Source organism: Sphingobacterium tenebrionis, from assembly GCF_037126265.1.
GTDB lineage: Bacteria > Bacteroidota > Bacteroidia > Sphingobacteriales > Sphingobacteriaceae > Sphingobacterium > Sphingobacterium tenebrionis.
The window spans coordinates 38,085-61,446 of record NZ_JAYLLN010000025.1; the positions used below are offsets into that span (position 1 = coordinate 38,085).

General features: G+C 37.7%; 15 protein-coding genes and 1 pseudogene. 8 read left to right on the top strand and 8 right to left on the bottom strand.

Annotated elements, in window-relative coordinates; genetic code table 11:
• Positions 1–2 precede the first annotated feature (2 nt).
• The 5 genes and pseudogenes from VJ786_RS10825 to VJ786_RS10845 form a co-directional block, all read right to left on the bottom strand.
• Complete coding sequence (locus tag VJ786_RS10825) at positions 3–1,547, bottom strand: beta-N-acetylhexosaminidase (RefSeq protein WP_134777941.1); 1,545 nt, start codon at positions 1,545–1,547, stop codon at positions 3–5.
• A gap of 6 nt (positions 1,548–1,553) precedes the next feature.
• Positions 1,554–2,612, bottom strand: coding sequence for a LacI family DNA-binding transcriptional regulator (locus VJ786_RS10830; RefSeq protein ID WP_134777940.1), 1,059 nt, complete (start codon positions 2,610–2,612; stop codon positions 1,554–1,556).
• 6 nt (positions 2,613–2,618) lie between these two features.
• The gene (gene nagA, locus VJ786_RS10835; protein ID WP_134777939.1) at positions 2,619–3,809 is read right to left on the bottom strand and encodes an N-acetylglucosamine-6-phosphate deacetylase; all 1,191 of its coding nucleotides are present in this window, start codon (positions 3,807–3,809) and stop codon (positions 2,619–2,621) included.
• Positions 3,810–3,949: 140 nt separating this feature from the next.
• Positions 3,950–5,539, bottom strand: a pseudogene (locus VJ786_RS10840) (Na+/H+ antiporter).
• A gap of 130 nt (positions 5,540–5,669) precedes the next feature.
• Entirely contained in the window at positions 5,670–6,875 is a 1,206-nt protein-coding gene (locus tag VJ786_RS10845; RefSeq protein ID WP_437129016.1) for an exo-beta-N-acetylmuramidase NamZ family protein, read from the bottom strand.
• A 60-nt stretch (positions 6,876–6,935) separates the two neighbouring features.
• Here VJ786_RS10845 and VJ786_RS10850 point away from each other — a divergent pair, with 60 nt between their 5' ends.
• Positions 6,936–8,567 carry an ABC-F family ATP-binding cassette domain-containing protein gene (locus tag VJ786_RS10850; protein WP_134777937.1) on the top strand — a complete coding sequence of 544 codons (1,632 nt, stop codon included), beginning with the start codon at positions 6,936–6,938 and terminating at the stop codon, positions 8,565–8,567.
• 36 nt (positions 8,568–8,603) lie between these two features.
• On the opposite strand, the gene VJ786_RS10855 is transcribed toward VJ786_RS10850, so the two are convergent.
• Positions 8,604–8,849 carry a helix-turn-helix domain-containing protein gene (locus VJ786_RS10855; RefSeq protein ID WP_336557700.1) on the bottom strand — a complete coding sequence of 82 codons (246 nt, stop codon included), beginning with the start codon at positions 8,847–8,849 and terminating at the stop codon, positions 8,604–8,606.
• Between the two features lie 372 nt (positions 8,850–9,221).
• Between VJ786_RS10855 and VJ786_RS10860 the strand changes: the two genes are divergently transcribed.
• Positions 9,222–11,441 (top strand): ATP-binding protein, encoded by a 2,220-nt coding sequence (locus VJ786_RS10860; protein WP_336557701.1) that lies wholly within the window; start codon positions 9,222–9,224, stop codon positions 11,439–11,441.
• Positions 11,434–11,991 (top strand): biliverdin-producing heme oxygenase, encoded by a 558-nt coding sequence (locus VJ786_RS10865; protein ID WP_134777934.1) that lies wholly within the window; start codon positions 11,434–11,436, stop codon positions 11,989–11,991. Before VJ786_RS10860 ends, VJ786_RS10865 begins: the two co-directional genes overlap by 8 nt.
• A 5-nt stretch (positions 11,992–11,996) precedes the next feature.
• Here VJ786_RS10865 and VJ786_RS10870 read toward each other — a convergent pair whose 3' ends face one another.
• Both VJ786_RS10870 and VJ786_RS10875 read right to left on the bottom strand, forming a co-directional pair.
• Complete coding sequence (locus tag VJ786_RS10870; RefSeq protein ID WP_134777933.1) at positions 11,997–13,271, bottom strand: acetylxylan esterase; 1,275 nt, start codon at positions 13,269–13,271, stop codon at positions 11,997–11,999.
• A gap of 64 nt (positions 13,272–13,335) precedes the next feature.
• Entirely contained in the window at positions 13,336–14,313 is a 978-nt protein-coding gene (locus VJ786_RS10875) for an SMP-30/gluconolactonase/LRE family protein (RefSeq protein WP_134777932.1), read from the bottom strand.
• 315 nt (positions 14,314–14,628) lie between these two features.
• Between VJ786_RS10875 and VJ786_RS10880 the strand changes: the two genes are divergently transcribed.
• The 5 genes from VJ786_RS10880 (at position 14,629) to VJ786_RS10900 (ending at position 23,171) form a co-directional block, all read left to right on the top strand.
• On the top strand, positions 14,629–14,814 hold the full coding sequence (locus VJ786_RS10880; RefSeq protein ID WP_134777931.1) for a hypothetical protein: 186 nt from the start codon (positions 14,629–14,631) through the stop codon (positions 14,812–14,814).
• Positions 14,815–14,846: 32 nt separating this feature from the next.
• The gene (locus VJ786_RS10885; RefSeq protein WP_336557702.1) at positions 14,847–16,784 is read left to right on the top strand and encodes a hypothetical protein; all 1,938 of its coding nucleotides are present in this window, start codon (positions 14,847–14,849) and stop codon (positions 16,782–16,784) included.
• A gap of 304 nt (positions 16,785–17,088) precedes the next feature.
• Complete coding sequence (locus VJ786_RS10890; protein WP_336557703.1) at positions 17,089–20,094, top strand: SusC/RagA family TonB-linked outer membrane protein; 3,006 nt, start codon at positions 17,089–17,091, stop codon at positions 20,092–20,094.
• Positions 20,095–20,113: 19 nt separating this feature from the next.
• Positions 20,114–21,643 carry a RagB/SusD family nutrient uptake outer membrane protein gene (locus tag VJ786_RS10895; RefSeq protein WP_099366691.1) on the top strand — a complete coding sequence of 510 codons (1,530 nt, stop codon included), beginning with the start codon at positions 20,114–20,116 and terminating at the stop codon, positions 21,641–21,643.
• A 28-nt stretch (positions 21,644–21,671) separates the two neighbouring features.
• On the top strand, positions 21,672–23,171 hold the full coding sequence (locus VJ786_RS10900; RefSeq protein WP_336557704.1) for a DUF4886 domain-containing protein: 1,500 nt from the start codon (positions 21,672–21,674) through the stop codon (positions 23,169–23,171).
• The last annotated feature ends 191 nt before the right edge of the window (positions 23,172–23,362 follow it).

Below are 23,362 nucleotides of genomic sequence, written 5' to 3' on the forward strand. Positions count from 1 at the left end.
TTTTAATCGCTTTTTCCCATTCTTGTTAATCGCTCGTACAAGAGGCGTACTTTCCTATTTCTAAGATCATGTTCATCCTGAATTTCACGAGTATAAATAAAGTCACCATTCAGTTTTTCAAAACGCTCATCCAGGTTATTATCCAAAATTCCTTTTAATTCTTGTATTATGGCAGGTAGCTTTGCGGAATCAAAATCAGCTAGGTTCAATTGCTGTTCAATTAGCATATAACCAAGGTATTGGGCTCGGATTTCTGCCATTAAGGGGTAATGAGCATATTCTGTTTTATTGTTTTTAGGGTTTAATTCCTGCAATTCCCTCAGGACCCATTCTGCACTATCTTTTATAGTTTGAATGGTCAAATCGGAGGATCCAACTACACCTTGATTTATTTCATAAGGATTGGCCTGAAGAGCTTTCCAGAATCGTTTTGATTCTTGGTCATTGAATCCATATTGCCTTTTGGCATAGTCTAAAACAAAGTTGTCTACCTGTAATGGCCTATCACTTTTCATCGCTTCAAAGTAGGCTGAAATCAAGAGGTTGAATCCAGATAATGGGTAAACGCGACGAATAGGATACAGTTCAACTAAATCTTTTGGGGATTCCCATAAACTGGAATACAACCCGGATGTTGACCAAGATGTGATGACCATGCCTTGATATCCAAAACCACGTGCCAAGGGAATAAATTCGCGGATATTTCTGAGGTGTTTTTCCCATTGGGTGATATAATAATTATCAGGATGTGACCTTAAAGATGGAGCCCCCCAAATCTCAAACCCAGACTGCAAAAGATTACTATGTTTGCCGAACATATTGATGTCCCAACCATAATTCCAATCCACAAAGATTGTTTCTTTTGGTAAACCTTTAAGTGCGTCGGGATATTTCATGGCAATATCTGCCCATAGTACAGGTCTTTTGCCCAAACTTACGACCAATTCACAAAGAAGTTTTATATAATCGCCATAAAGCCTTCCCTTACCAAATTCTGCAACTTTCTTTTGCGATTCCTTAGAATGTCCAAGTAAGTAAGTTTCATCTCCACCAATATGGATATATTCTGATTGATGTGTACTGATCAAATCATTGAATAGATCTCTAAACAATTCTTTCGCCAGGTCTTCTTTAAGTGGATTTATCTGCGAATAATCCTTTTGATCCTCACGGAGTTCCTTATATCGATAATGACGTAAGATATACTCCACATGACCAAAACTTTGTTGAAGTGGAATCACATCAATTCCTAAGTTTTCACAATAATTCACGAAATCAATAACTTCCTCCCTAGTATATGCGAATTGATTAGGGATCAAAGGATGGTTTTTGAATGGATAAGTAGCCTCCCATTCCATAATTAATGTATTCATACCCCCATCCTTCAATTGCTTTGCAAATGATTTTAATGCCGGTATTTTCATCACTTGAACCCTTAGGTCCAAATGAAAGCCTTTAACCTTAAAATCACTGTTCTTTGATTGGGCAGAGACATTTATGAATAAAACATTCAAAAAAGTAAATACGAGGATTATTAAGTTCTTCATAAAGATTTAGTTTTGGTAATAGTGGTAATTTTCCTTGCAGATTACATCCAGAGGAGAATAATTGATTTTAGGTGGTGTTTTCTGGGTATTAACTTGAGCAAATAGAGACATGATCGATTGATAGCCTTGTTCGAGAGGTTTATGACAGATCAGAAAATCTATAGTGGATTTCTGAAGGTATTCCACATTCTCTGGCAGAAAATCAAATCCAATTAATCTAATTCCTGAAATTTGCTTTTCCTCAAAAAACCTTGCAATAGTAGATACTCGTGAATTACTAACCAATATGCTTTTAGGGTTAGATGATTTTAGGTATGTTTCTAATTTATTGGATACATAGCTGTAGTCTGTACCTAATATAATTAGATGCTTCATATTTTGTTCAATATTATGTTCCTTGAAAAATGATCTTACTCCTTCTTCTTTAATAAGAATATGATGATCTTCTTCTAGTTCTTTGGAAACATGGACTATTAAAAACTCCTCATTTGGCTTATTTAATAAACTAATTAACCTAGCCGCTAGTGTTCCACTCTGAAATAGATTTGGCCCATAATATGCTAGATTATTACATCCTTCGAGATTGGAATTTATAAAATTATAGGGAATATTTTCTTCGTCACAGTATAGACATACTTGTTTCGATTCTTTTAGGAAAGTTGGAGCCAAGACTAAACCATCTACTTTTGCTTTTTTAAGCTCTTCAATTTTTTCTATAAAACTCAAACGGTCATTCTGATCAAATAAAAATAACTCCAATTTAACTTGGTAAATTTCTAATTCAGAGACCGCACGTTGAATGCCTTTCAAAGGAGCATCCCAAAAAGCCGATTCTTCTGAACTTTTAGGAACCATAACTGCCAAAGTGATCAATTTACGTTTTGAAAGGGCTCTTCCGATCAGATTAGGTGAATAATTATGTTCATTCAGAATGGCAAGAACACGCTCCTTTGTCGCTTTGGCAACTCCAGGTCTATTATGCAATACCCGATCTACTGTTCCAATGGAAACATTGGCAAGTTTAGCAATCTCCTTTACTCCTTGTAAATTTTTCTTTTCACTCATGCCTGCTTAACTATATTTTTGAAATTTGATATCCCCCATAACCATGGTCAATTCTGCGAACAAATCCTCATTTAGAATTACCAGATCAGCATCATAGCCTTTTTCAATTTTTCCTTTACGATGATTTATATTCAATATACGTGCTGGTGTTTGAGACATCATTTTAATGGCTTCTACTAAAGGTACCTCTCCCAATCGCACATAATTTCTGATCAATTGATCGGCTGTTGCCACACTTCCTGCAAACGCTGATCTGTCCATTAATTTTGCTACACCATCCTCCACGATCACAGGTAATCCATCTGATGCCCGACCTAGTATACTTTGTCCCTCTGGCATAGCTGCTGCACGCATTGCGTCAGTTACCAAGGCGATCCTGTCTGGGCCTTTTATCTTATAAATAAGTTTTAATAATGGTGGTGGAACATGGATTCCATCTCCAATGATTTCCACATCCATGTCATCGATTAGATATCCCGCTTCTATGGTACCGGCGAAACGTTGCGCATTTTTTCGGGTTATTCCGGACATCGCAGAATAAAAATGGGTAGCTAATGAGAATCCATGGTTAAATCCTTCGAGGACCTCTTCATAAATCGCATCGGTATGAGCAAGAGAAGGCAAAACACCATTTTCTGTTAAATAATCTGCAAATTTTAATGCTCCGGGGAGTTCGGGTGCTGCACTCCAACGGATGATATGGGGAGAATATGAAAGAATACCCATATATTCTGATGGTTCCGGGTCACGGATATATATAGGGTCTTGGGCTCCTCTTTGACTTAAAGCTAGATATGGTCCTTCTAGGTGTATCCCAAGAAATGCTGCTCCTGTATCATTCATTTTTAATGCTTCTTCGTAACAGTCCAACACTGCATAAATACCAGATAATTCTGCAGTAAGGCTGGTTGGACACATGGCTGTAGTACCAAATTGAACATGAGTATTTGCGATGCCTAAGAACGCCTCTAATGTTGCGTCCATAAAATCGAAACCACCTCCACCATGTACATGAAGATCGATAAAGCCCGGAGAAAGGTATCTCCCATTCAAATTTATCTTGACGGTATCTGATTCAACTGCTATTTCACCATGACCAAAATCTAAAATCTTAGTTCCATCAACCAATACATAACCATTAGAAATTTGGGAATCAGATAGAATTATTGCTCCATTGTAGAAATAGGTTTTTGACATGGAATAGTTTATATTGGGTTATTGTTAATCCTGTTAACGATAACAAATATAATATTCCATGCTTTTAAATGCAAGGTAATTTATGCTTATTTGAGGAAAAGCTTTAAAATTGTTTATTAAAAAATCGTTAAATTATAATCCTAAACAGCTTTCAACCTTTCCTCTTCCAGATCGATTTGATAGATCTGATGCCTGATCAACTCTTCATCAAACTCTTCACTTTTATTTAATTCTGCGAGGTATTCTCGTTGCACTTGAAAAATCTCAAACAGCATGTTTTTACTGATGTCATCCATCCAATTGGTTTCTTGTACTTTGGACTGATCCTCCCAGTGCTTCAATATCTTTTCCATACCCGCATGACCTGCATATTCGGTTTCATATTTGGATTTAACATGTTGGTAGACATGCTTTCTCAGACCAACTTTCATTTTCAACCGGGTATTTTGCGCTATCTGCTCCTCATCTTCAAGTCCCTCAAATATTTTAAATCTTTTAATAAAATAAGGCAGGGTAAGCCCTTGTACCACAAGGGTCAATAATATCACCACGAAGGTAATGAACAAGATGAGGTTTCTATAGGGAAAAGGTTCACCCGAAGGCAATGTTAAGGGGATGGCTAAGGCTGCTGCCAAGGATACCACCCCACGCATACCGGTCCATCCTAACATGATAGGCAAATACCAGCGCCTTCTACTGAATTGGTTCTAGTGTGCAACCGCTGGTCTAAAAATAACTGTGGCAAACATAGCAGCATACGAGCTCAAAATTCTGGCAAGGATCAGCACCACAGTAACGATCACCCCATAGCCCATAGCTGTACCAATAGGAATTCCATGAGACTTAATAGCTGCAACGATTTCCGGAAGTTCTAATCCGATCAGCAAGAACACCATTCCGTTCAAGATAAATGTAAAACTCTCCCATACAGAATATCCTTTAACCCTACTTGTACTTGCTAAGTAGCTCATCCGTCTAGCAGACAAAAATAACCCCCCAGAAACAACAGCTAACACGCCGGAACAATGGAATTGCTCTGCCACCCAATACATGAAATAAGGTTCTATTAAAGTCAGCGCAATATCAGAAGGGGCATCTGTGGAGAAATATTTATGGATCCACATAAAAACCAAAGCGATCAGAATACCTATCCCTACACCACCAAACAACATCCATAGGAAGTCAACAGCCGCTTCTTGTATAATAAATTGGCCGGTTCCAACGGCAACCAAAGCAAATCGAAAGATGATTAAGGAGGAAGCGTCATTCAATAAGCTTTCTCCTTCTAGAATTGTCGACGTGGATTTAGGTATTTTCACAAATTTGGTAATTGCCCCAGTGCTTACAGCATCTGGAGGTGATACTATCCCTCCTAGCACAAATCCTAAGGCAATGGAGAATCCCGGGATCATCTGATTGGAAACCAATGCCACCAACAAGGCAGAAAAGAAAACCACCAGAAAAGCGAAACTTCCAATAATCCGCCACCATTTTTTCATTTCCTTAAAAGAGATTGTCCATGCAGCCTCAAATAATAAGGGTGGTAGAAAGATGAAAAATATGAGGTCGGGATCGATTTTGATAACTGGAAGACCTGGGATAAAATAGGTCAAAAGTCCGGCGACCACCAATAATATCGGATAGGCGATCTTCAATTTGTTAGCCCAAATAGTCAGTATTACAATCAATAATACCATGACCAATACCATTGGGAGCATGCTATGCATCATAAAAACGTGTGATTAAAAAATAAAAGTATGGAAAAATTAAATTCACCATACTTCTACTTTCAAAAAAAAACACTTAATATTTCATGCTATTTATTTTTTGTAGCTCTTTATTAGTAAAAGCTATATTTCTTTATTTGTACAAAAGATATTTCTTACGCATTTTCTTGTAAGCGGAAAGCCCAGGTTCCCAGCTCTTTCTAATCTCTTCTTCAGATAAACCTGCTTTAATCTGCTCCTTAAATTCAGATACACCAGCCAAATAATCGATATTTCCAATTTGACGATGAATGGATCGGTCGAAGAATCGTGCCTTGTTGGGATGTTTTGCATAGAGTTCCATCATCCATTCCAGGTTAATTTTTTTCGATTTCACCAATTCTTCCAGGTCTGTTTGGCGTAGGTCCAAGCCATAACAAACTTGATCTTGGTACAAGGGGTCTTCCGCTCGACCAGGCATAGAAACCGGTGTATAATTGAAGTTATAAATCCCTTTATACATTGGTCCGCCCACTACCGTAAAAGCATAATCTGTTCCCCGACCATGATTGAGTGAAACCCCTTCAAAAAGACAGGTGCTAGGATATAATAAGATACTTTCTGGGGTATTTAGATTCGGAGATGGATAGATAGGCAGTTTATACAACATATCATGTTTGTAGTTTGCATTTTTAATGACCCTTAATTTTACCTTCAAGTTGTTTTCCAGCCAACCTTCCCCATTTGCCATCTGGGCAAACTCCGCAACTGTTAATCCATGGACAATTGGAATAGGAAATTGGCCTATTCCCGATTTGTTTTTCATGTCCAGAATGGGGCCATCAACAAAATAGGCATTAGGATTTGGACGATCAAGAATCAGCATTTCCTTTCCATATTGTGCTGCAGATTCCATCACATCCCTCAAAATATTAATATTGGTATAAAACCTACATCCTACGTCCTGAATATCATAGATCAAGACATCCACATCAGCTAAATCTTCCTTAGATGGTTTCTTTTTGGCGCCATATAAAGAAATGATCTTTACCCCAGTTCCCTTATCAACTTCATCCCCAACCTCGGTACCATTACTGGCATTCCCTCTAAAACCGTGTTCCGGGCCAAATACTTTTACCACATTTATCCCTCTTTTAACAAGGCTATCCAATAAATGGGACTTACCAATAATGCTCGTTTGATTGGCAATCAGAGCAACCCTTTTACCTTTTAATTGAGGAATATAAAGTTCTGTTTGGTCAGCGCCAGTTTTGATCTTGTCATTTGCGTATTTTAATTGGCCAAATACAAAGCCTGAACTCAAAAAGAGAATGGAAAAAATGAATAGGTTTATTTTCATGATAATTTATTAGGTTAATAAAGTTACATTATCTTTGCAACTTATTAAAATTGCCTACAAGTGATTAATGTAAATAATATATCCGTTTCCTTTGGAGGAACCACTTTATTTTCAGACGTTTCATTCTCTATCAATGAAAATGATAAAATTGCCTTAATGGGTAAAAATGGCGCTGGAAAATCTACTTTATTAAAAATTATTGCTGGAGTCGGAAAACCTACAACAGGAAATGTCACAGGACCCAAAGATGCTGTTATTGCTTACCTTCCGCAACATTTACTGACTCAGGACGGCTTAACTGTTTTTGAAGAAACAGCTAAAGCTTTTGATGAACAGAACAGCATGGAGAAGGAATTAATTGAACTTAACGAACAATTGAATGTACGGACGGACTATGAATCGGACGATTACATGAAATTGATCGAGCGGGTTTCCGAATTGAGTGAAAAATTCTATTCCTTGGAGGAAACGAATTATGATGCTGAAATTGAAAAGGTATTAAAAGGCCTTGGATTTGAAAGATCGGATTTCAACCGTCAAACTTCTGAATTTTCTGGAGGATGGAGAATGCGTATCGAACTGGCAAAAATACTCCTAAAGAAACCAGACCTTATCCTACTCGATGAGCCTACCAACCATATGGATATCGAAAGTATCCAATGGCTCGAAGATTTTCTGGTAACACAGGCTAAAGCAGTTATGGTGATTTCCCACGACCGTGCTTTTGTTGATAATATCACCAATAGAACGATCGAGGTAACTATGGGTAAAATCTACGATTATAAGGCTAAATACAGCCATTACCTTGAGTTACGTAAAGAGCGTAGGCAACACCAGATCAAAGCGTATGAAGAGCAGCAGCGATTTATAGCCGATAATCAAGAATTCATAGACCGCTTTAAAGGTACTTACTCTAAAACCTTACAGGTTCAATCACGCGTGAAAATGCTGGAAAAACTGGAGATCATACAAATTGATGAGGTCGACACTTCCGCATTGCGATTGAAATTCCCTCCTTCCCCAAGATCAGGAACTTATCCTGTAATGGTAGAAGACCTAACGAAATCCTATGGTGATCATTTAGTTTTTGAAAAAGCAAATTTGGTGATCGAAAGAGGTGAAAAAGTAGCTTTTGTAGGTAAAAATGGAGAAGGAAAATCAACCATGATTAAAGCAATCATGGGAGAAATTGATTTTGAAGGGAGTTTAAAAGTTGGCCATAATGCAAAAATTGGTTATTTCGCCCAAAATCAGGCCTCCTTACTGGATGAAGAGCTGACCGTATTCGAAACGATTGATCAGATTGCAGTTGGTGATGTAAGGGTAAAAATAAAGGACCTACTGGGTGCTTTTATGTTCAGCGGAGATGATACCACCAAAAAGGTAAAGGTACTATCAGGAGGAGAAAAGACCCGTTTAGCTATGATCAAATTATTGTTGGAACCTGTTAATGTGTTGATTCTGGATGAGCCTACCAATCATTTGGATATGAAAACCAAGGATATCATCAAGGATGCTCTTCAGGATTTTGATGGCACCTTGATTCTAGTTTCCCATGATCGTGATTTCTTGGATGGTTTGGCAAAAAAAGTATTTGAATTTGGAAATAAACGTGTTAGGGAACATTTCGAAGACATTAAAGGATTTTTGGAATACAAAAAAATGTCCAGCTTGAAAGAAATCGAGAAATAAGAAAAAAGAGTGCAAATGCACTCTTTTTTTTTGTACTCATTTTTTTCTGCGGAATAACTCAAATATGGCATCCAAATCATTCTTCCTATAATAATGGCGGCTTCCAATTTTAGTAGGGATAAGGGAACCGTTCTTTACCAATCGATAATAAGTGCTCTCACTGATATTTAACAGTTTCAGAACTTCCTGGGTACCCAATAATTCTACTTGCATAGGCTGTGAGATTTCTGGGTTTACCTGCTGCACTTCGGAGGGAATTAAGCGATTTTCATAGAGACTCATGGTTCTAAGTAGGACTTTTAATATATCCTCAAGTAATCTTCGGAGCTTCAAAAGATCATTATGGAGCATAACAATTTGATTTTAAAATAATTCAACCTAAAATTGGTTTTTTAATCAGCGAATTGCAAGGCACACTAATTTATATTTGCATTATTAAAATATTAAATAATTCTATATAAAATCATTTAAACAGCGTTGTAATGGAAGAAATAAAATAAAACAATTATTAAGCTGTTTTCTATATTTAATTAGGTAAATTGCATCACAAATTATAATTACTTCACATTAACAAAAAAATCTAATTCCATAATAAAAATTCATGGATTTAGATCCATTTTTCCAGTAATTATATCTTAAAATAGCTTGATTTCAATGAATAAAATTTCTAATAAATGTGAAGATGAACAGATTCATCTTTTAGGACTGATACAACCTTACGGGATATTGATAATCCTCGACAAGGATTTGAAAGTCAAAACCCATAGTCAAGTTATTGAGCCTTTAAATAAGGTTTTTCATGAGGGGGATTGGCTAGATAAAAACATCCAGGGAATTCTTCGCCTTCCATTTGAAAAAATCCAACATGCTTTTGATGAACTTTCTGAGCAGAACCAAGCTGAGAATCCTCATCGTTTCTCCCAAGAATTCGTCGTGGAGGATCAAGAGTTTTACTTATCCATGTACTGGACCAATGGGTTACTTTACTTGGAATTTGAGGTTAAGCATAATAAACAAGGAAATCTCAATTTATCTTTTAATTCCTACCTTCAAAAGATTTCACAATCCCAGGATTCCCTTTGGCAAGATCTCAGTGATATTTTAGGAGAATTAATGGGCTTTGATAGAGTGATGATCTATCAATTTTTAGAGGATAGCAGCGGCATTGTGGTTGCCGAGCATCTGAAGGATCAGTCATTATCATCTTTCTTAGGTTTTCATTATCCAGAATTCGATATCCCCCAGCAAGCAAGAGCGTTATATAGCAAAAACCACATTCGTTTTATTGTAGACACGGATGTAGCGCCTAATCATATGATCAGTATTGGTGAAGAAATCGATTTGCAAAGGGTTGGGATCAGGTCCCTTTCCCCTATCCATCTTCAATATTTAAGAAATGGTGGATTTCGATCAAGTCTAAGTATTTCAATCATCGTAAAAGGAAAGCTCTGGGGATTGGTATGTTGTCAAAACGAAATGCCATTACATGTAGACCTTCAACGAAGGAATCTAGCTTTCACCCTAACCCATTATGCAGCGTCGAGGTTTCAATATCTAGAGCATGAGGAAAAACTCACCTATCTGGGTGAATCTCAGAAATTAGAAAGTCAGATAAAAGAGGCTATTTATTTAAAAAACAATGTTTTTAGAGACTTAGAACCGATCATGCCCCAACTGATGGAAGCTATGATCAGTGATGGAATAGCTATTATTCAAGGGGACGAAATAATGACCTTTGGAGAAACACCTGGGAAATCATCGATCTCTAATTTTATCTCTTCTGTGAAATCGGAACTTAAGGATATTTATTTGAGCAATCTTCATGATAAATATTCCAATATGGATTCCAGTCTGTTTTTTGAAGATTTTCCAGGAATAGCCTTTCTGCCAATTGAAGGCCCATTAGGGTTTACATTGATCTGGTTCCGAAAGGAAACACCAGTGATAAAAAAATGGGCAGGAAAACCGGAAAAGGATTTTGTATTGGATGAAGCCGACCAGGTGTTAAAGCCTTCTCCACGAACTTCTTTTCAATTGTATATGGAGGAAGTGAAAGGATCAGCCATAAAATGGACCCAAAGAGAAGTGCTGTTTCTTCAACGAATCAAGGACGTACTTCAACAGGGAATGTTAAAGAAGGCTTCACGAATTGCTGCCCTCAATGAGCAGTTGATAGAGATGAATAATGCGTTGGATACCTATGCCTATACCATTAGCCATGATTTGAAAAATCCGCTTACTGCCATTAAGCTTTCGGGAGAATTCTTGAGTGTTAGAGATTCCGTACCAGACGGTTTAAAGAAAAAAATGACACAGAATATCTTGGATGGCGTTAATAATATCGTTAATATGCTCGATAAGATCCACAGCTTTTCAAAAGCCAGTGTATTTGATTATCAACCTGTATTAATTAGTACCGATAAATTCATTAAAGAAATTGTAGAAATTGCCAGAGAGCGGTATAGCTCTGGGGGGTTAAATGTGTCTTTTGGCGAATTATTGCCTGTTTATGGAGAAAAGACGCTGGTTTACCAGTTATTTGTCAATATCATAGGTAATGCCATTAAATATTCTTCCAAGAGCAAAAACCCAACAGTTTCCATTTCATCCGAGCAATTAGACAATGGAGTGAACTATAAAGTAATAGACAATGGAATCGGTATCAAGAAAAGCGAGTTGGAAACAGTGTATGAAATTTTTAAACGCATGTCCAATTCTGCTGGCTTTGAAGGATCGGGAGTCGGAATGGCCATTGTAAAAAGGATAGTCGATAAACTGAACCTAAAAATTTCCATTGAAAGTAACTTAGGAGTAGGAACCGAAATAGTAATATTTTTCCCTGATTATACGATTGATAAAACATTCCATGAATAATTTTGCCGATATTCTTAAAAAAGAAACCCTTGCTATCCATCAACAAGTGGAGAAAACCGTCATACAACGGATAAAAAATGTAAATAATCTGGATGCATATAAAATGCTTTTATTGGATTTTTACCGTTTTTACAAATCCATAGAAGACGCTAGTCTTCCATATTTGGAGGAAGGAAATTATCCCCACAAACCCAACTACCAAAGGTCCCGTAAAATTATCGATGATTTAATGAGTATGGGGTCGGAAGCTCCAGCAATAAGTCCCTTAAAACATCCAGACATTTCCTCTTTAAAAGAGGCATTAAGCGCTATATATGTATTAGAAGGATCTGCTTTGGGTGGTCCCTATATTGCAAAAATGCTTGAAAAAAGAGGGATTGATCAGTCTTTATCATTTTTTATGGGAGATGGAGAAAAAGGTATGGAAAATTGGCAGGATTTCAGAAGGCATTTGAATGAACTTCCTATTCAAGAGAACGAAAAACAGGAATTGATCCAATTGGTAAAAGAGGTCTTTCTTAGTTTTGAAAACCAATTAAAGACCTCTTAAATTCATTAGTTCTTCTTGTTCAACCTTTCGGCTAACCATTTGACCTGTGCCTGATGCTGTTCTGGCAGGGTATTATGACCGGTTTCTTTTTTCACCAATAATTCCTTTGGAGCAGTGATCATATTGAAAGCGGAATAATAGGAAGTCGGTGGACAAGTTTCATCATTATATCCCCAAGTATAGAAACCAGGAACCTTTACGAATCTCGCGAAATTAACCACATCATAATATGCGAGATTTTCGATATATTTTTCAGCTTGATAACGTGGGGCATTTTGCTGATTTAGGATATGAGGCCAGCCTCCTGCCCTTTGGTGTAAATATCCTGTCAAGTCGCATAAAGCTGGATAATTACTTCTCAAATATTTAATTCTAGGATCGAGTGCAGCCGTAACTATGGCAAGTGCTCCTCCTTGACTACCTCCGCTTACAGCCACATCCTGACCGTTGAATTTATCCAATCCAAAGATAAAATCAACTGCCTTAACACAGCCAACATACACTCTTTTATAATAGTAATGATCTTTACTATTTAAATTCATGAAAGGGTATTCAAAAAGCGAGGCTTTAGCCAAACTGCTGTATAGTTCCTTGGGTAAATCAACTGGGATACCATGAATACCCATGTTTAAGGTTATAATATCTTCATTTTCAAAATCCTTATTTGCATTATATGGTCTAATACCAGCTCCAGGAACTAATAAAACCGCGGGAAACTTCCCCTCCTTATTAGGTACAGTAAGTACGCCATATAAGCGTCCAACCTTCATATTATTCTGAAAATTAATGGCATAAACCTTGATTTTTTCGTTAGATTGCTCAGGTATCTCTGTCATTATTGGATCTAAAGGTATCTTCCGGGCATCAGTGATCGCATTGGTCCAAAAAGATTCAAAATCAGCAGGTAGTTTAACTGTAGGCTGAATTTTTTGTGCTTCAAAAGCCGCAGTCGCCATCCCTTTTATTGTTTTACCCGCCCCGGTTCCAAGAATCGTACAACGTAAGAATCCTGGTTTTGTCATTGTTCCTCCTTTTATAGTTCCTTCAAAATCTTTGATTTCTCCAATTTTTAAAGGTGGCATTTTCTCTTCCCCAATTTGATAGTTGATTTCCAATGGTCCTTTAAGGTCTTCAGCTCCTGTTATCTTATAGCTAAAGGTAACTTCTTCATTCAGTAGATAATTCCAATCTGGATGGTTGCAGGCAACTTCAATTTTTACCTGCGCAAAGCACAGGACATAAAGAAATAACAATACGGTGGTTAATAGGGTTGTTTTCATAGGTTTAGATGTATTTGATTGTTATTCAAATATAAAATTTTTCAATAAGATTTACTTTCTTGGATTAATCTAGGCTCTTTAATTTAACCCGCATCAATTTATCCTTAGCCGTAATATAAAGATAACCATCATCCCCAAACGCACAATTTGCCGTTGGATTTCCGGTATGGATCCTTCCAATAGGATTACCTTGTTTATTAATTACCACAATACTTTTACCTGCCGCTGCAAATACATCACCCTGCTTATTGATCTTGATACCATCTGCAGCCATCGATTCATTTGGAAAATTCTTCTTAAAATCAAAGAATACTGTTCCTTCACCTTGAATACTCTTACCTTTTAATGCATAGCGCATTATATAAGGATTATTTCCATCACTCAAGGCTACAAAAAGCTGTTCAGCTTTAGGCGAAAGTGCTATTCCATTTGGACGATCGAGATGATCTATCAAAAGGCTTACCCTACCATCGTCAGATAGACAATAAACCCCATTAAAAGGAATTTCCTTATTTACGGAATCTTTTTCCCGATGCGGTAATCCATATGGTGGATCAGTAAAAAAATAATATCCCGCGGGATGTTCGCAGATATCATTGGGAGAGTTAAAACGCTTTCCATCCCAATTGCCAGCAAACAAATTTTTAGTTTTATTATCCAGATCAATAACCGCAATCCGACGATTACCATGATCACATGCAATCAATTTCCCAATCTTGTTAATCAATAAGCCATTTGTTCCAGGTTCATCACTATAGTGTCCATCTCCGTCAAAACCAGAGGGATGAAGAAATACTTCTTTACCATTTTTTTCATCCCAACTAAAAATCGTATTCAAAGCTGGATCACTAAACAGCAATCGATTATTTTTCCCATCCCAAACTGGTCCCTCTGCCCATTTCATACCATCGGCAAGTAACTCAAGTTGTGAGGTGGAATCAATAAGCTCCAAAAATGAAGGGTCAAAAATTTCAATTTTAGTCTGTGCAGATGAATTGAAGGATAACATGAAGAAACTGATTAGCAAATAAATATTTTTCATTCGGGTTGATTTCAAGTATTCCTAAGATAGGTAAAATTCCCTAATCTGGTAAAACACGTTTTTCCATATATGTTTTAACAAATAATATTATAAATCTATAATTAATTGTTTAAACATTTTCATTTTGATAATTTATTGGCATTAAAAATATAAATGTTTCAACAAACACCTTTTATTTTGTAATATTTTAGCCACATTATCAATTTCAACTATACTTTAGGTTATTAATACGCGCATATAAATATTACCTTGCGGTTAAATTTTAACGTTTATGTAAAACGAAAATTTTTATTTCACACTAACGCATCTCTCTATATGAAAAAAAAGTATTCAAGTCCTGACTTGCAATATTATGAAATTGCAATAGAAAACAGCATAGCAACCGGCTCTGCAAGAGCAACTTTTATCGGACCAAATAATGAAGCCTCCCCGGATGTTGATCCTTGGAATTTTAATCCCGACTCTCAACAAGACAACCCTACCCACACGGAGGATTGGTAAGCTGCTCATTTATTACCTATAATAATTATTTTATGAAAAAATATACTTTAAAACCATTCAGTATTTTAATGGTTTTCGCACTTTTTAGTTGTCAAAAAGATGTAAATGATCCCATCGGTGCCGATGGCCTCAAAGTTTCTTTTGATGTAAATACAGAAACCAATATAGATAACCCTGAAAATGGCGATGATCCTTTAGGAAAAAAATCAAGCAGCCAAAAATCTAATCTTTCTTATAACTTGGTTAATGTTCAACAATATAAAGAAGAGGATGTTGAATTTTCTGTTTGGAAAGAAGAACTTCGCGTGAACTTAAATGAAAAGATCAAAACGAGCGGAAGAACCCAACATAATGGAAATATAGCTTTGGCACCTGAATATCCAGACAATTATATTCCTGCCCAAGTCATTCCTGGTGGCCGTCAATTAACAAATGGTGTAAAATTCCGAGTGATGATTTATGATCAGAACAATAATTTTATAGACGAACTAGATGGAACGGCGGGCAGTCTGACTCCCCCAACAACGACCAAACTGAAACAAGGAACAACGTATAAATGGTTCTCCTATTCCTACTACTCTTCAGCTCCATTAGAACCTATTCCTACCGCCAATAAAAACAATCCAAACCTAAATGTTAAGAATGAGGATTTCTTATATGCCTTCGGTACATTTACTACAGGTGTTGAAGCTGGTAAAATACCAGAAACAAAAGTAAAGATTACCTTCAAACACATGATGGCGATGGTTGAAATGAATGTTTTGACCGGAGGATTCGCTGCAAAAGCTGATCTTGCGAAATTTCTAAGCCAAGATGCCTCAAGACCCTATATCCGAGTACATGCAAATGTAATTGAGCAGGGTGTTTTTAATTTGCTTTCTGGAACTTTTACAAGCAAATCAAAAGTAACAACACCAGTATATGTCAATGCATTAAGCAATTATGCATATAATCTGAATTACCCTGTAACTTCTTACCATGGATTTATTTTCACAATACCTGCTGGTGAAAATGATTATATCAATGATTTCACCTATACGGTAGAACCTTGGTTAGTTTTAGATCGTCCAGCTCCTCCAAGGATTTATAATAAAACGTTTACTGATAAAGTTAGGATTGGAAAAGGTATGTCTTCCAGATTAAGTGTCGTACCTTTTGATTTGGGAATTAAAGTTCCTGCTACTTCCAATACGGTCGCAGTAAATTGGTCCAGAGGTGACCTATATTATGACAAATCCCAAGGATTTACCAATTTAGATGGGTTTACAAGATGGCAACATAGAAATCATGAAGGCACTTCTATTACCTATGCCAGCAGTTTAAAACCTTATGGAGTAACAACACCTACTCCAAGCTATGGTCAACAAGTAAATAATTTTGGTTCTACATACTATCCTTTTAATGCGCCTTATCCATTGGCGACTGAAACTACCACAACAACACAAGACCCTTGTAATGGTCTCCAACCCAACGGATCAAAATTAAACGATCGCTGGAGAACCCCAACCATAGCTCAAGGAGTTGCCTTTGCCAATTACTTCAATCAATATGCAAATACAGGAAGGATTAGCCACACCTTTGTTTCCGCATCAGGAACTGATCCAGGTAAATTAATCGTAGTGGTGAATATAAAGGATGGAACAGCAGATGATTGGACAGATCGCATTTCATTTGAAATGAAAGGATATGCAAAATACACCTCAGGTGCTACTCCTGAATATGTTATGGAGCCAACCAGTATTCCGCAAGTTAATGCGAACAGGCAAATTGGTGAAGGTTATTATAAATTAGCTGTGGCAAATGGTTATGCCTACCTCAAAATAACAGCGAATTCTGGAAGCTCACCAAAATTTAAAGCGCAAGTTTATTCTTCCAACAGTACAGCTACTACTGGAAACATCATTAAAGCAACCCTAAATGTAAAAGATGCGATCAATGTACGTTGCGTGAGAAATTTTCCGACAACATAAATAATCCTAAATCCATATAGAAAGGTCATGAAGTTCATGGCCTTTCTTTGTTTATTCACTACATCATTACTACACAACAATCGATGTGTAAATTAAACACTAAGGATGTTGATTTGTGTGGTAACTTATTTATTTAAAATATTGTTTTTCATTATTTTACGAATAAAAACATAGTTCAATGAGATATTGACATACACCTGATGTAGTAATGTGTAAATAATAAATTTGGAATCAAACATATACATCTTAATATTTGTTAAAGTTTTAAACAAACTATTTGGACACCAATATAAATCGAAATTACATGAAGCATTTATTTACTTTACTATGTTTTGTGTTCTGCGTGAATTTCATTTACGCTCAGGGCACAATCACCGGTACTGTTAAAGACGCGAGTACTTTAGCAGGCATTGCCGGAGCTACAGTATCGGTAAAGGGCAAGGTTTCAGCTACCCAAACCAATGAGATTGGAAAGTTTACTATCTCTGCCTCCCCTACCGATACCCTTCAAGTAGCCTATTTGGGATACACTGCCCAATCTGTCGTGGTAGGAAACCAGACCGAAATCACCATTTTTTTGGAAAGTACAGATGAAAACATCGAAGAGGTGGTGGTTGTTGGATATGGTACCCAGCGAAAAGTGGACCTAACGGGTTCCATTGCGCAGGTTAAAGGGGAAGAAATCGCCAATATGCCGAACAGCAATCCAATCAGTTCCTTACAAGGAAAAGTGGCTGGTTTGACCATCAGTAATTCCGGAACTCCTGGTGGAGCGCCTACAGTTCGTATCCGTGGGGTAAACTCCACCAACAATTCCAATCCATTATATGTGGTTGATGGGGTGCTACACGACAATATCGACTTCATCAGTCCGCAGGACATCGAATCGATGGATGTTCTGAAAGACCCTTCTTCCATTGCCATTTATGGGTTAAGAGGCGCCAATGGTGTAATCGCAGTCACGTTGAAAAAGGCTGCACGTGGACAAACCAACGTAACTTTTTCTGGGTCGTATGGATTTAACCAGGTGCAGGATCGTATATCCGTTACGGATGCCGAGGGATTTAAGAAATTGTATGATATGGAACGAGCGAACAATAAAGAAGTTCCTTTTGATTACACAAATTATTCTGCCAATACCAACTGGCAAGATCTTATTTTAAGAACTGCGTTCAACAGCAATAATAACCTAAGTATCTCCAATTCTGGCGAGAAATCGTCTACCCATATCAGTTTGGGTTATAGCAAACAGGATGGAGTTATTCGCAATGGTAGTTATGATCGCTTTACTGGCCGTTTAAATCAAGAAATAACCGTATCAGAACGTATTAAAGTAGGTGGTGATCTATCCGGAAGTTACTGGAAGATGAACCCGACGAATGTTTCTGTGACCAATGCCCTATGGGCAGCACCGGTGGTAGATGTGATGTTTGATGAAAACACTTATAATGCCATGCCGAGTTTTCAACGTGCGCAGGTAGGTAATCCAATTGCAACGTTGAATAGATTGGATGGTAAAAATCTTACCAGAGGTTATCGTTTTGTCGGTAGTTTATTTGCAGAAATTAAGATATTGGAAAGCTTAAAATGGAAATCCACCGTTTATACCGATTTAGGCTTCAACAATTCCAGAGGATATACCCCATTACCCTACAATTTCATGTATTTGGGAGAATTTGGCGGAGCCAACCAATTGTTTTATGATGATATGCAGAAAACAGCGGTTAGCCAATCTTCGGAAGAGTTTAGAAGATTCCAACAGGATCATACCCTTACCTTTGAGGAAACCTTTAACGAGGACCACCGGTTAAGTGCAGTTGCTGGTTTTACAACGGTATATAATGATAATACCTCATTAAGAGGTTCTCGTAGAGATACCACCAATAATGTTCCTGACAATCCTGATTTATGGTATCTGAACATTATTAATCAACAGACCAATCCAGATGGATCTTATTCTGGTGGTGGAGCAAAAAACACCTTGGTTGGTGGATTTTTAAGAGCTAGTTATGCCTACCAAAATAAATACTTATTGAATGCAACTGTCCGTCGGGATGGATCATCCAAATTTGCTCCTAAAAACCGTTGGGGAACTTTCGGTTCCGTAGGTGTGGGTTGGGTGGTATCAGAGGAAGAATTCTTCTCCGATGTAGAGAAAATCAATTTCATGAAATTGCGTTTTGCTTGGGGTAAGATCGGAAATTCCAATGGTATTGCCGATAATATTTATCTTCCTGGCCTATCCAATGGTAATACAGCCATTTTTGGCGATAATGTATATACAGCATTACAAGCGGCCTACATTCCCGATCCAAACCTTCACTGGGAAATCGTTCGAGGAATGGATCTAGGTTTGGAAATCAAAGCTTTCAACAATAAATTGAGCACTGAAATCAATCTTTACGATAGAACAACTACTGATATCCTAACTGCAGTTCCATTACCAAATGAAACACGCTCCTATTTTACAAATTTAGGTAAGATCACCAACCGTGGTATTGAAGCCTCTATGGGTTGGAACAACTCCTTTGGAGATTGGAAATACGGTCTGAATGTTAACTACAGTTACAACAAGAATGTCGTAAATTCCATTGGTGATAATATAAATTTCCAGATTTTAGGAAACAATGGTGCTAACCGAACTGAAACCGGTCATTCTATCGGATACTTTTACGGATTCAAACAATTGGGGATCTATCAAACAGCGAATGAAATTACAAGTAGACCAGCTTGGAACAATTCCTTACCTGGAGATATCATTTTTGAAGATACCAATGGTGATGGCATAATCGATGACAATGACAGAACCTATCTTGGTACCCCATTCCCTCCACATAACTTCGGAGCCAATTTTACTTTGGGATATAAAGGATTTGATCTTCAGATTGAAGGTGCAGGTGTAGCGGGCAATAAAATATTTGCGATCCGTAAAACCAATACTTTCGCACCATTAAATTACGAAACCAACCGATTGGATGCATGGACTGGCCCAGGAACCAGTAATGTGGAGCCAATCGTTGACAATAGTCGTGGTAACAACTTCAAATTCAGCACCTATTTCTTAGAACCAGGGGATTATTTCCGATTGAGGACCGTTCAATTGGGCTATAATTTCGGAGAACGCTTATTAGGAAATTCCTTTATCAAAAAGGCACGGGTTTTCGTAAATGCGCAGAACTTAAAAACTTGGAGTAAGGTTACGGGATATTCCCCTGAAGCTGCTATTTCCAGCATTATTGCAGGTGGTTTAGATAATGGTTCATACCCCGTACCATCGACTTATACTTTTGGGGTCAACTTGAATTTTTAATTCCTAAATGTGAAATGTTATGAAAAATTATATAAAAATCGCAATAACACTTTGTACTACCGCTTTCCTATTTAGCAGTTGTTCAAAATTCTTAGATACTCAACCGCAGGGATCCTATACCGAAGATAATTATCCTTGGCCTACAGGTGGTAGTCCTTATGATCAGTATATTTTCGGTGCTTATAAAGATTTAAGATCGTATAGCGTACATGTAGATGGTTTTATAAATGCTACCTCCATTCGTTCGGATGATGCCGACAAAGGGAGTACAGCATCTGATGGTGGTGCCGATGTCATTGCTATGGATAATTTCCCTGTGCAAACAAACTCTGGGCGTGCTAATGCCCTTTGGACAGGACATTATGGCTTGATCACCAAATGTAATACAGCTTTAAAAGAAATCGACAGTAATACCACTGTTGTTGCTGATGAGGCATTGAAACTTCAAGGAAAAGCGGAAGTTAGATTTTTAAGGGCTTACGCCTACTTTAATCTAGTGAGGTTTTTTGGACGCGTTCCTAAAATCGACCGCTTATTTGAAGATGCAGCTAGCCAAAGCAATGTACCTCAAAGCACTGCAGCAGAAATCTATGCCTTTATAGAAGAGGATCTGAATTTCGCCATTCAGTATCTCCCGGACACCTGGGACTCTCAATTCATTGGTCGCGTGACCCGTGGTGCAGCGAATGGAATGTTAGCCAAGGTTTATATCACACAAAAGAAATGGCAACAGGCCTACGATGCGGCAAATGCAGTGCGAACTTCAGGGCGTTATAACCTAGATACAGATTACAGTAAGATCTTCTCGGAAGAGGGTGAAAACAGCTCCGAATCGGTGTTTGAAATCCAAGCTACCGCCTCACCTTCTGTAACTCAGGATAATGGGATACAATATGCCAGTATTCAAGGGGTTCGAGGTGCTGGGAACTGGAATTTAGGTTGGGGATGGAATACCCCAAGTGAGGCTCTAGAAGCGGCTTATGAGCCTGGAGATCCTCGTAAGGAAAGAACAATACTTTATTCAAGTACCACCACAACGACCAACAAAACCGTGTTTGGTGAGAATATGCCGATTTATCCTTCTGATGTTCCGAACCCAAGATATAACCATAAAGTTTTAGGTTCTCCAAGCTTAAGGAATACCATTAGTAGAGGTGGTTGGTGGATCAATGTTCGTATTCTTCGTTATGCTGATGTTGTTTTAATGTATGCAGAGGCTGCCAATGAATTGGGAAAAACGGATGAAGCGAGAACAGCGTTGAATGAAATCCGTGCTAGAGCACGTCGAGGTGCTGCAGCTGGGGTATTGGCGGATGTTACGGCTACAGACCAAGCTACCTTAAGAGATAGGATTCGTCATGAACGCCGTATTGAATTAGCGATGGAACATGATCGTTTCTTTGATTTGGTAAGGTGGGGAACAGCACAAACCGCATTACACGCTGCTGGAAAAACAAACTTTTCCAATTTAAGGGATGTGTTATTGCCAATTCCATTAACACAGATTGATTTAAGTAAAGGTGTTTTGACGCAAAACCCTGGTTATTAATCCCATTTCTAATTAAATGCAAATTACAATGAACACAATATTTCAACAGATCAAATACTGCTTAGCAGTTTTGGTCCTCTTAACAGTAGTCGTTTCCTGTAAACGTGATGGGAATCCGAATGACATCCCTCCTACAGATCTTACTGGAATACAAGGTGGGTCAAACGATGGTGTCATTCGAATATTAGCTATCGGTAACAGCTTTTCTGAAGATGCTGTAGAAGAACATTTATACCAATTGGCGAAAGAAAGTGGCAAACAGGTTATCATAGGAAATCTGTATATCGGGGCAGCATCCATGGAATTGCATCAAAGCAATGTGGAAAGGAATGCTTCCTCTTATGAGTATAGAAAAATTTCCTTGGATGGAACCAAGAAAAATTATCCAAAAGTTTCCATCCTGACCGCATTAAAGGATGAACATTGGGATTATGTTTCTTTTCAACAGGTCAGCCAAAATTCTGGTCAATTGGAAACCATTCAGAATTCCTTACCTGTGGTATTTAACTATGTAAAAGAAAATGTGTTGAACCAAAACGTCAAATACATCTATCATCAAACGTGGGCATATGCGAAGACCTCTACCCATTCAGGATTTGCAAATTACGATAAAGATCAAATGAAAATGTATGAGGCAATTCTCAATGTATCCCAAAAAGTGAAGGATATTGTGCCTATTGATATCATTGTTCCTTCAGGAACAGCCATTCAAAATGGACGTACTTCTGTTATTGGTGATGATTGGACAAGAGATGGTTACCATTTAAAAATTCCTTTGGGGAGGTATTTGGCCGCTTGTACTTGGTTCGAAACTCTTTTTGGACAATCTTCCGTAGGCATGACCTATAAACCGGAGGCCGTATCAGCTTTTGAAGCAAATATTGCTCAAAATGCAGCTCATTTTGCGGTATTAAAGCCTTTTGAAGTTACCACCATGACGGATTTCCAAGGTGGATCGGGTGGTCCTTTGGCCAGTGCGGTATTATTGGATTTCGGTAATAATGCAGCTTCAGAAAGATGGAACCAAATCAGTTCATTCCTTGCTGGAACATCCGTAGGATTGAAAGACAGTCTTGGGTCTTATACAGGTATGAAATTATCCATCACCGAACGTTTTAATGGCGTGAATGCAGATGGACCAACAACTACGGTAACTCCATTGAACATGCCTAGTAATGTTTCGAAATATTCTTATTTCGGAAATTCGAAAGGGGCATTTGGAGGAATGACCATCAAGCAATCGGTATTTGAAATTTCCGGGCTGGATAAAAGCTTGACTTATAATCTTTCGTTCTTTGGTTCACGTGGAAGTGTTTCTGATAATCGGGAAACTAAGTATATCAGTAAAGGTACGAATGAGGTTTCTGTTAGTTTGAATACTTCAAGTAATACCAATAAAATTGTTGTGGCTAAGGGAGTTAAACCTGATGCGAATGGTAAGATTACGGTTACTGTAACAGCAGGAGAGAATAATAATAATGGTACTGGATTCTTTTATTTGTCAGCTGTTAGGTTGATGAATGAATAGAATGGGTTGATGAATAGATATTAAACCCGACATTACCCGTCATTGCGAGGAACTTTACCCGTCATCGTAAGTTTGTAAGTAAGTTATAGGAATTAAAGAGACAGAATATAATTTTGTATTTCATTTAGGATACAGCGAGAGAGGGAGTAAGATTTTTAATCGTCATTGGTCCTTGAGAGACCCTTCGCAAT

Bases quoted from the DNA above. Each gene is read 5' to 3' on its own strand.
- VJ786_RS10825 (WP_134777941.1), bottom strand. From the start codon at position 1,547: ATGAAGAACTTAATAATCCTCGTATTTACTTTTTTGAATGTTTTATTC.
- VJ786_RS10830 (WP_134777940.1), bottom strand. From the start codon at position 2,612: ATGAGTGAAAAGAAAAATTTACAAGGAGTAAAGGAGATTGCTAAACTT.
- nagA (WP_134777939.1), bottom strand. From the start codon at position 3,809: ATGTCAAAAACCTATTTCTACAATGGAGCAATAATTCTATCTGATTCC.
- VJ786_RS10845 (WP_437129016.1), bottom strand. From the start codon at position 6,875: ATGAAAATAAACCTATTCATTTTTTCCATTCTCTTTTTGAGTTCAGGC.
- VJ786_RS10855 (WP_336557700.1), bottom strand. From the start codon at position 8,849: ATGAGTCTCTATGAAAATCGCTTAATTCCCTCCGAAGTGCAGCAGGTA.
- VJ786_RS10860 (WP_336557701.1), top strand. From the start codon at position 9,222: ATGAATAAAATTTCTAATAAATGTGAAGATGAACAGATTCATCTTTTA.
- VJ786_RS10865 (WP_134777934.1), top strand. From the start codon at position 11,434: ATGAATAATTTTGCCGATATTCTTAAAAAAGAAACCCTTGCTATCCAT.
- VJ786_RS10870 (WP_134777933.1), bottom strand. From the start codon at position 13,271: ATGAAAACAACCCTATTAACCACCGTATTGTTATTTCTTTATGTCCTG.
- VJ786_RS10875 (WP_134777932.1), bottom strand. From the start codon at position 14,313: ATGAAAAATATTTATTTGCTAATCAGTTTCTTCATGTTATCCTTCAAT.
- VJ786_RS10880 (WP_134777931.1), top strand. From the start codon at position 14,629: ATGAAAAAAAAGTATTCAAGTCCTGACTTGCAATATTATGAAATTGCA.
- VJ786_RS10885 (WP_336557702.1), top strand. From the start codon at position 14,847: ATGAAAAAATATACTTTAAAACCATTCAGTATTTTAATGGTTTTCGCA.
- VJ786_RS10890 (WP_336557703.1), top strand. From the start codon at position 17,089: ATGAAGCATTTATTTACTTTACTATGTTTTGTGTTCTGCGTGAATTTC.
- VJ786_RS10895 (WP_099366691.1), top strand. From the start codon at position 20,114: ATGAAAAATTATATAAAAATCGCAATAACACTTTGTACTACCGCTTTC.
- VJ786_RS10900 (WP_336557704.1), top strand. From the start codon at position 21,672: ATGAACACAATATTTCAACAGATCAAATACTGCTTAGCAGTTTTGGTC.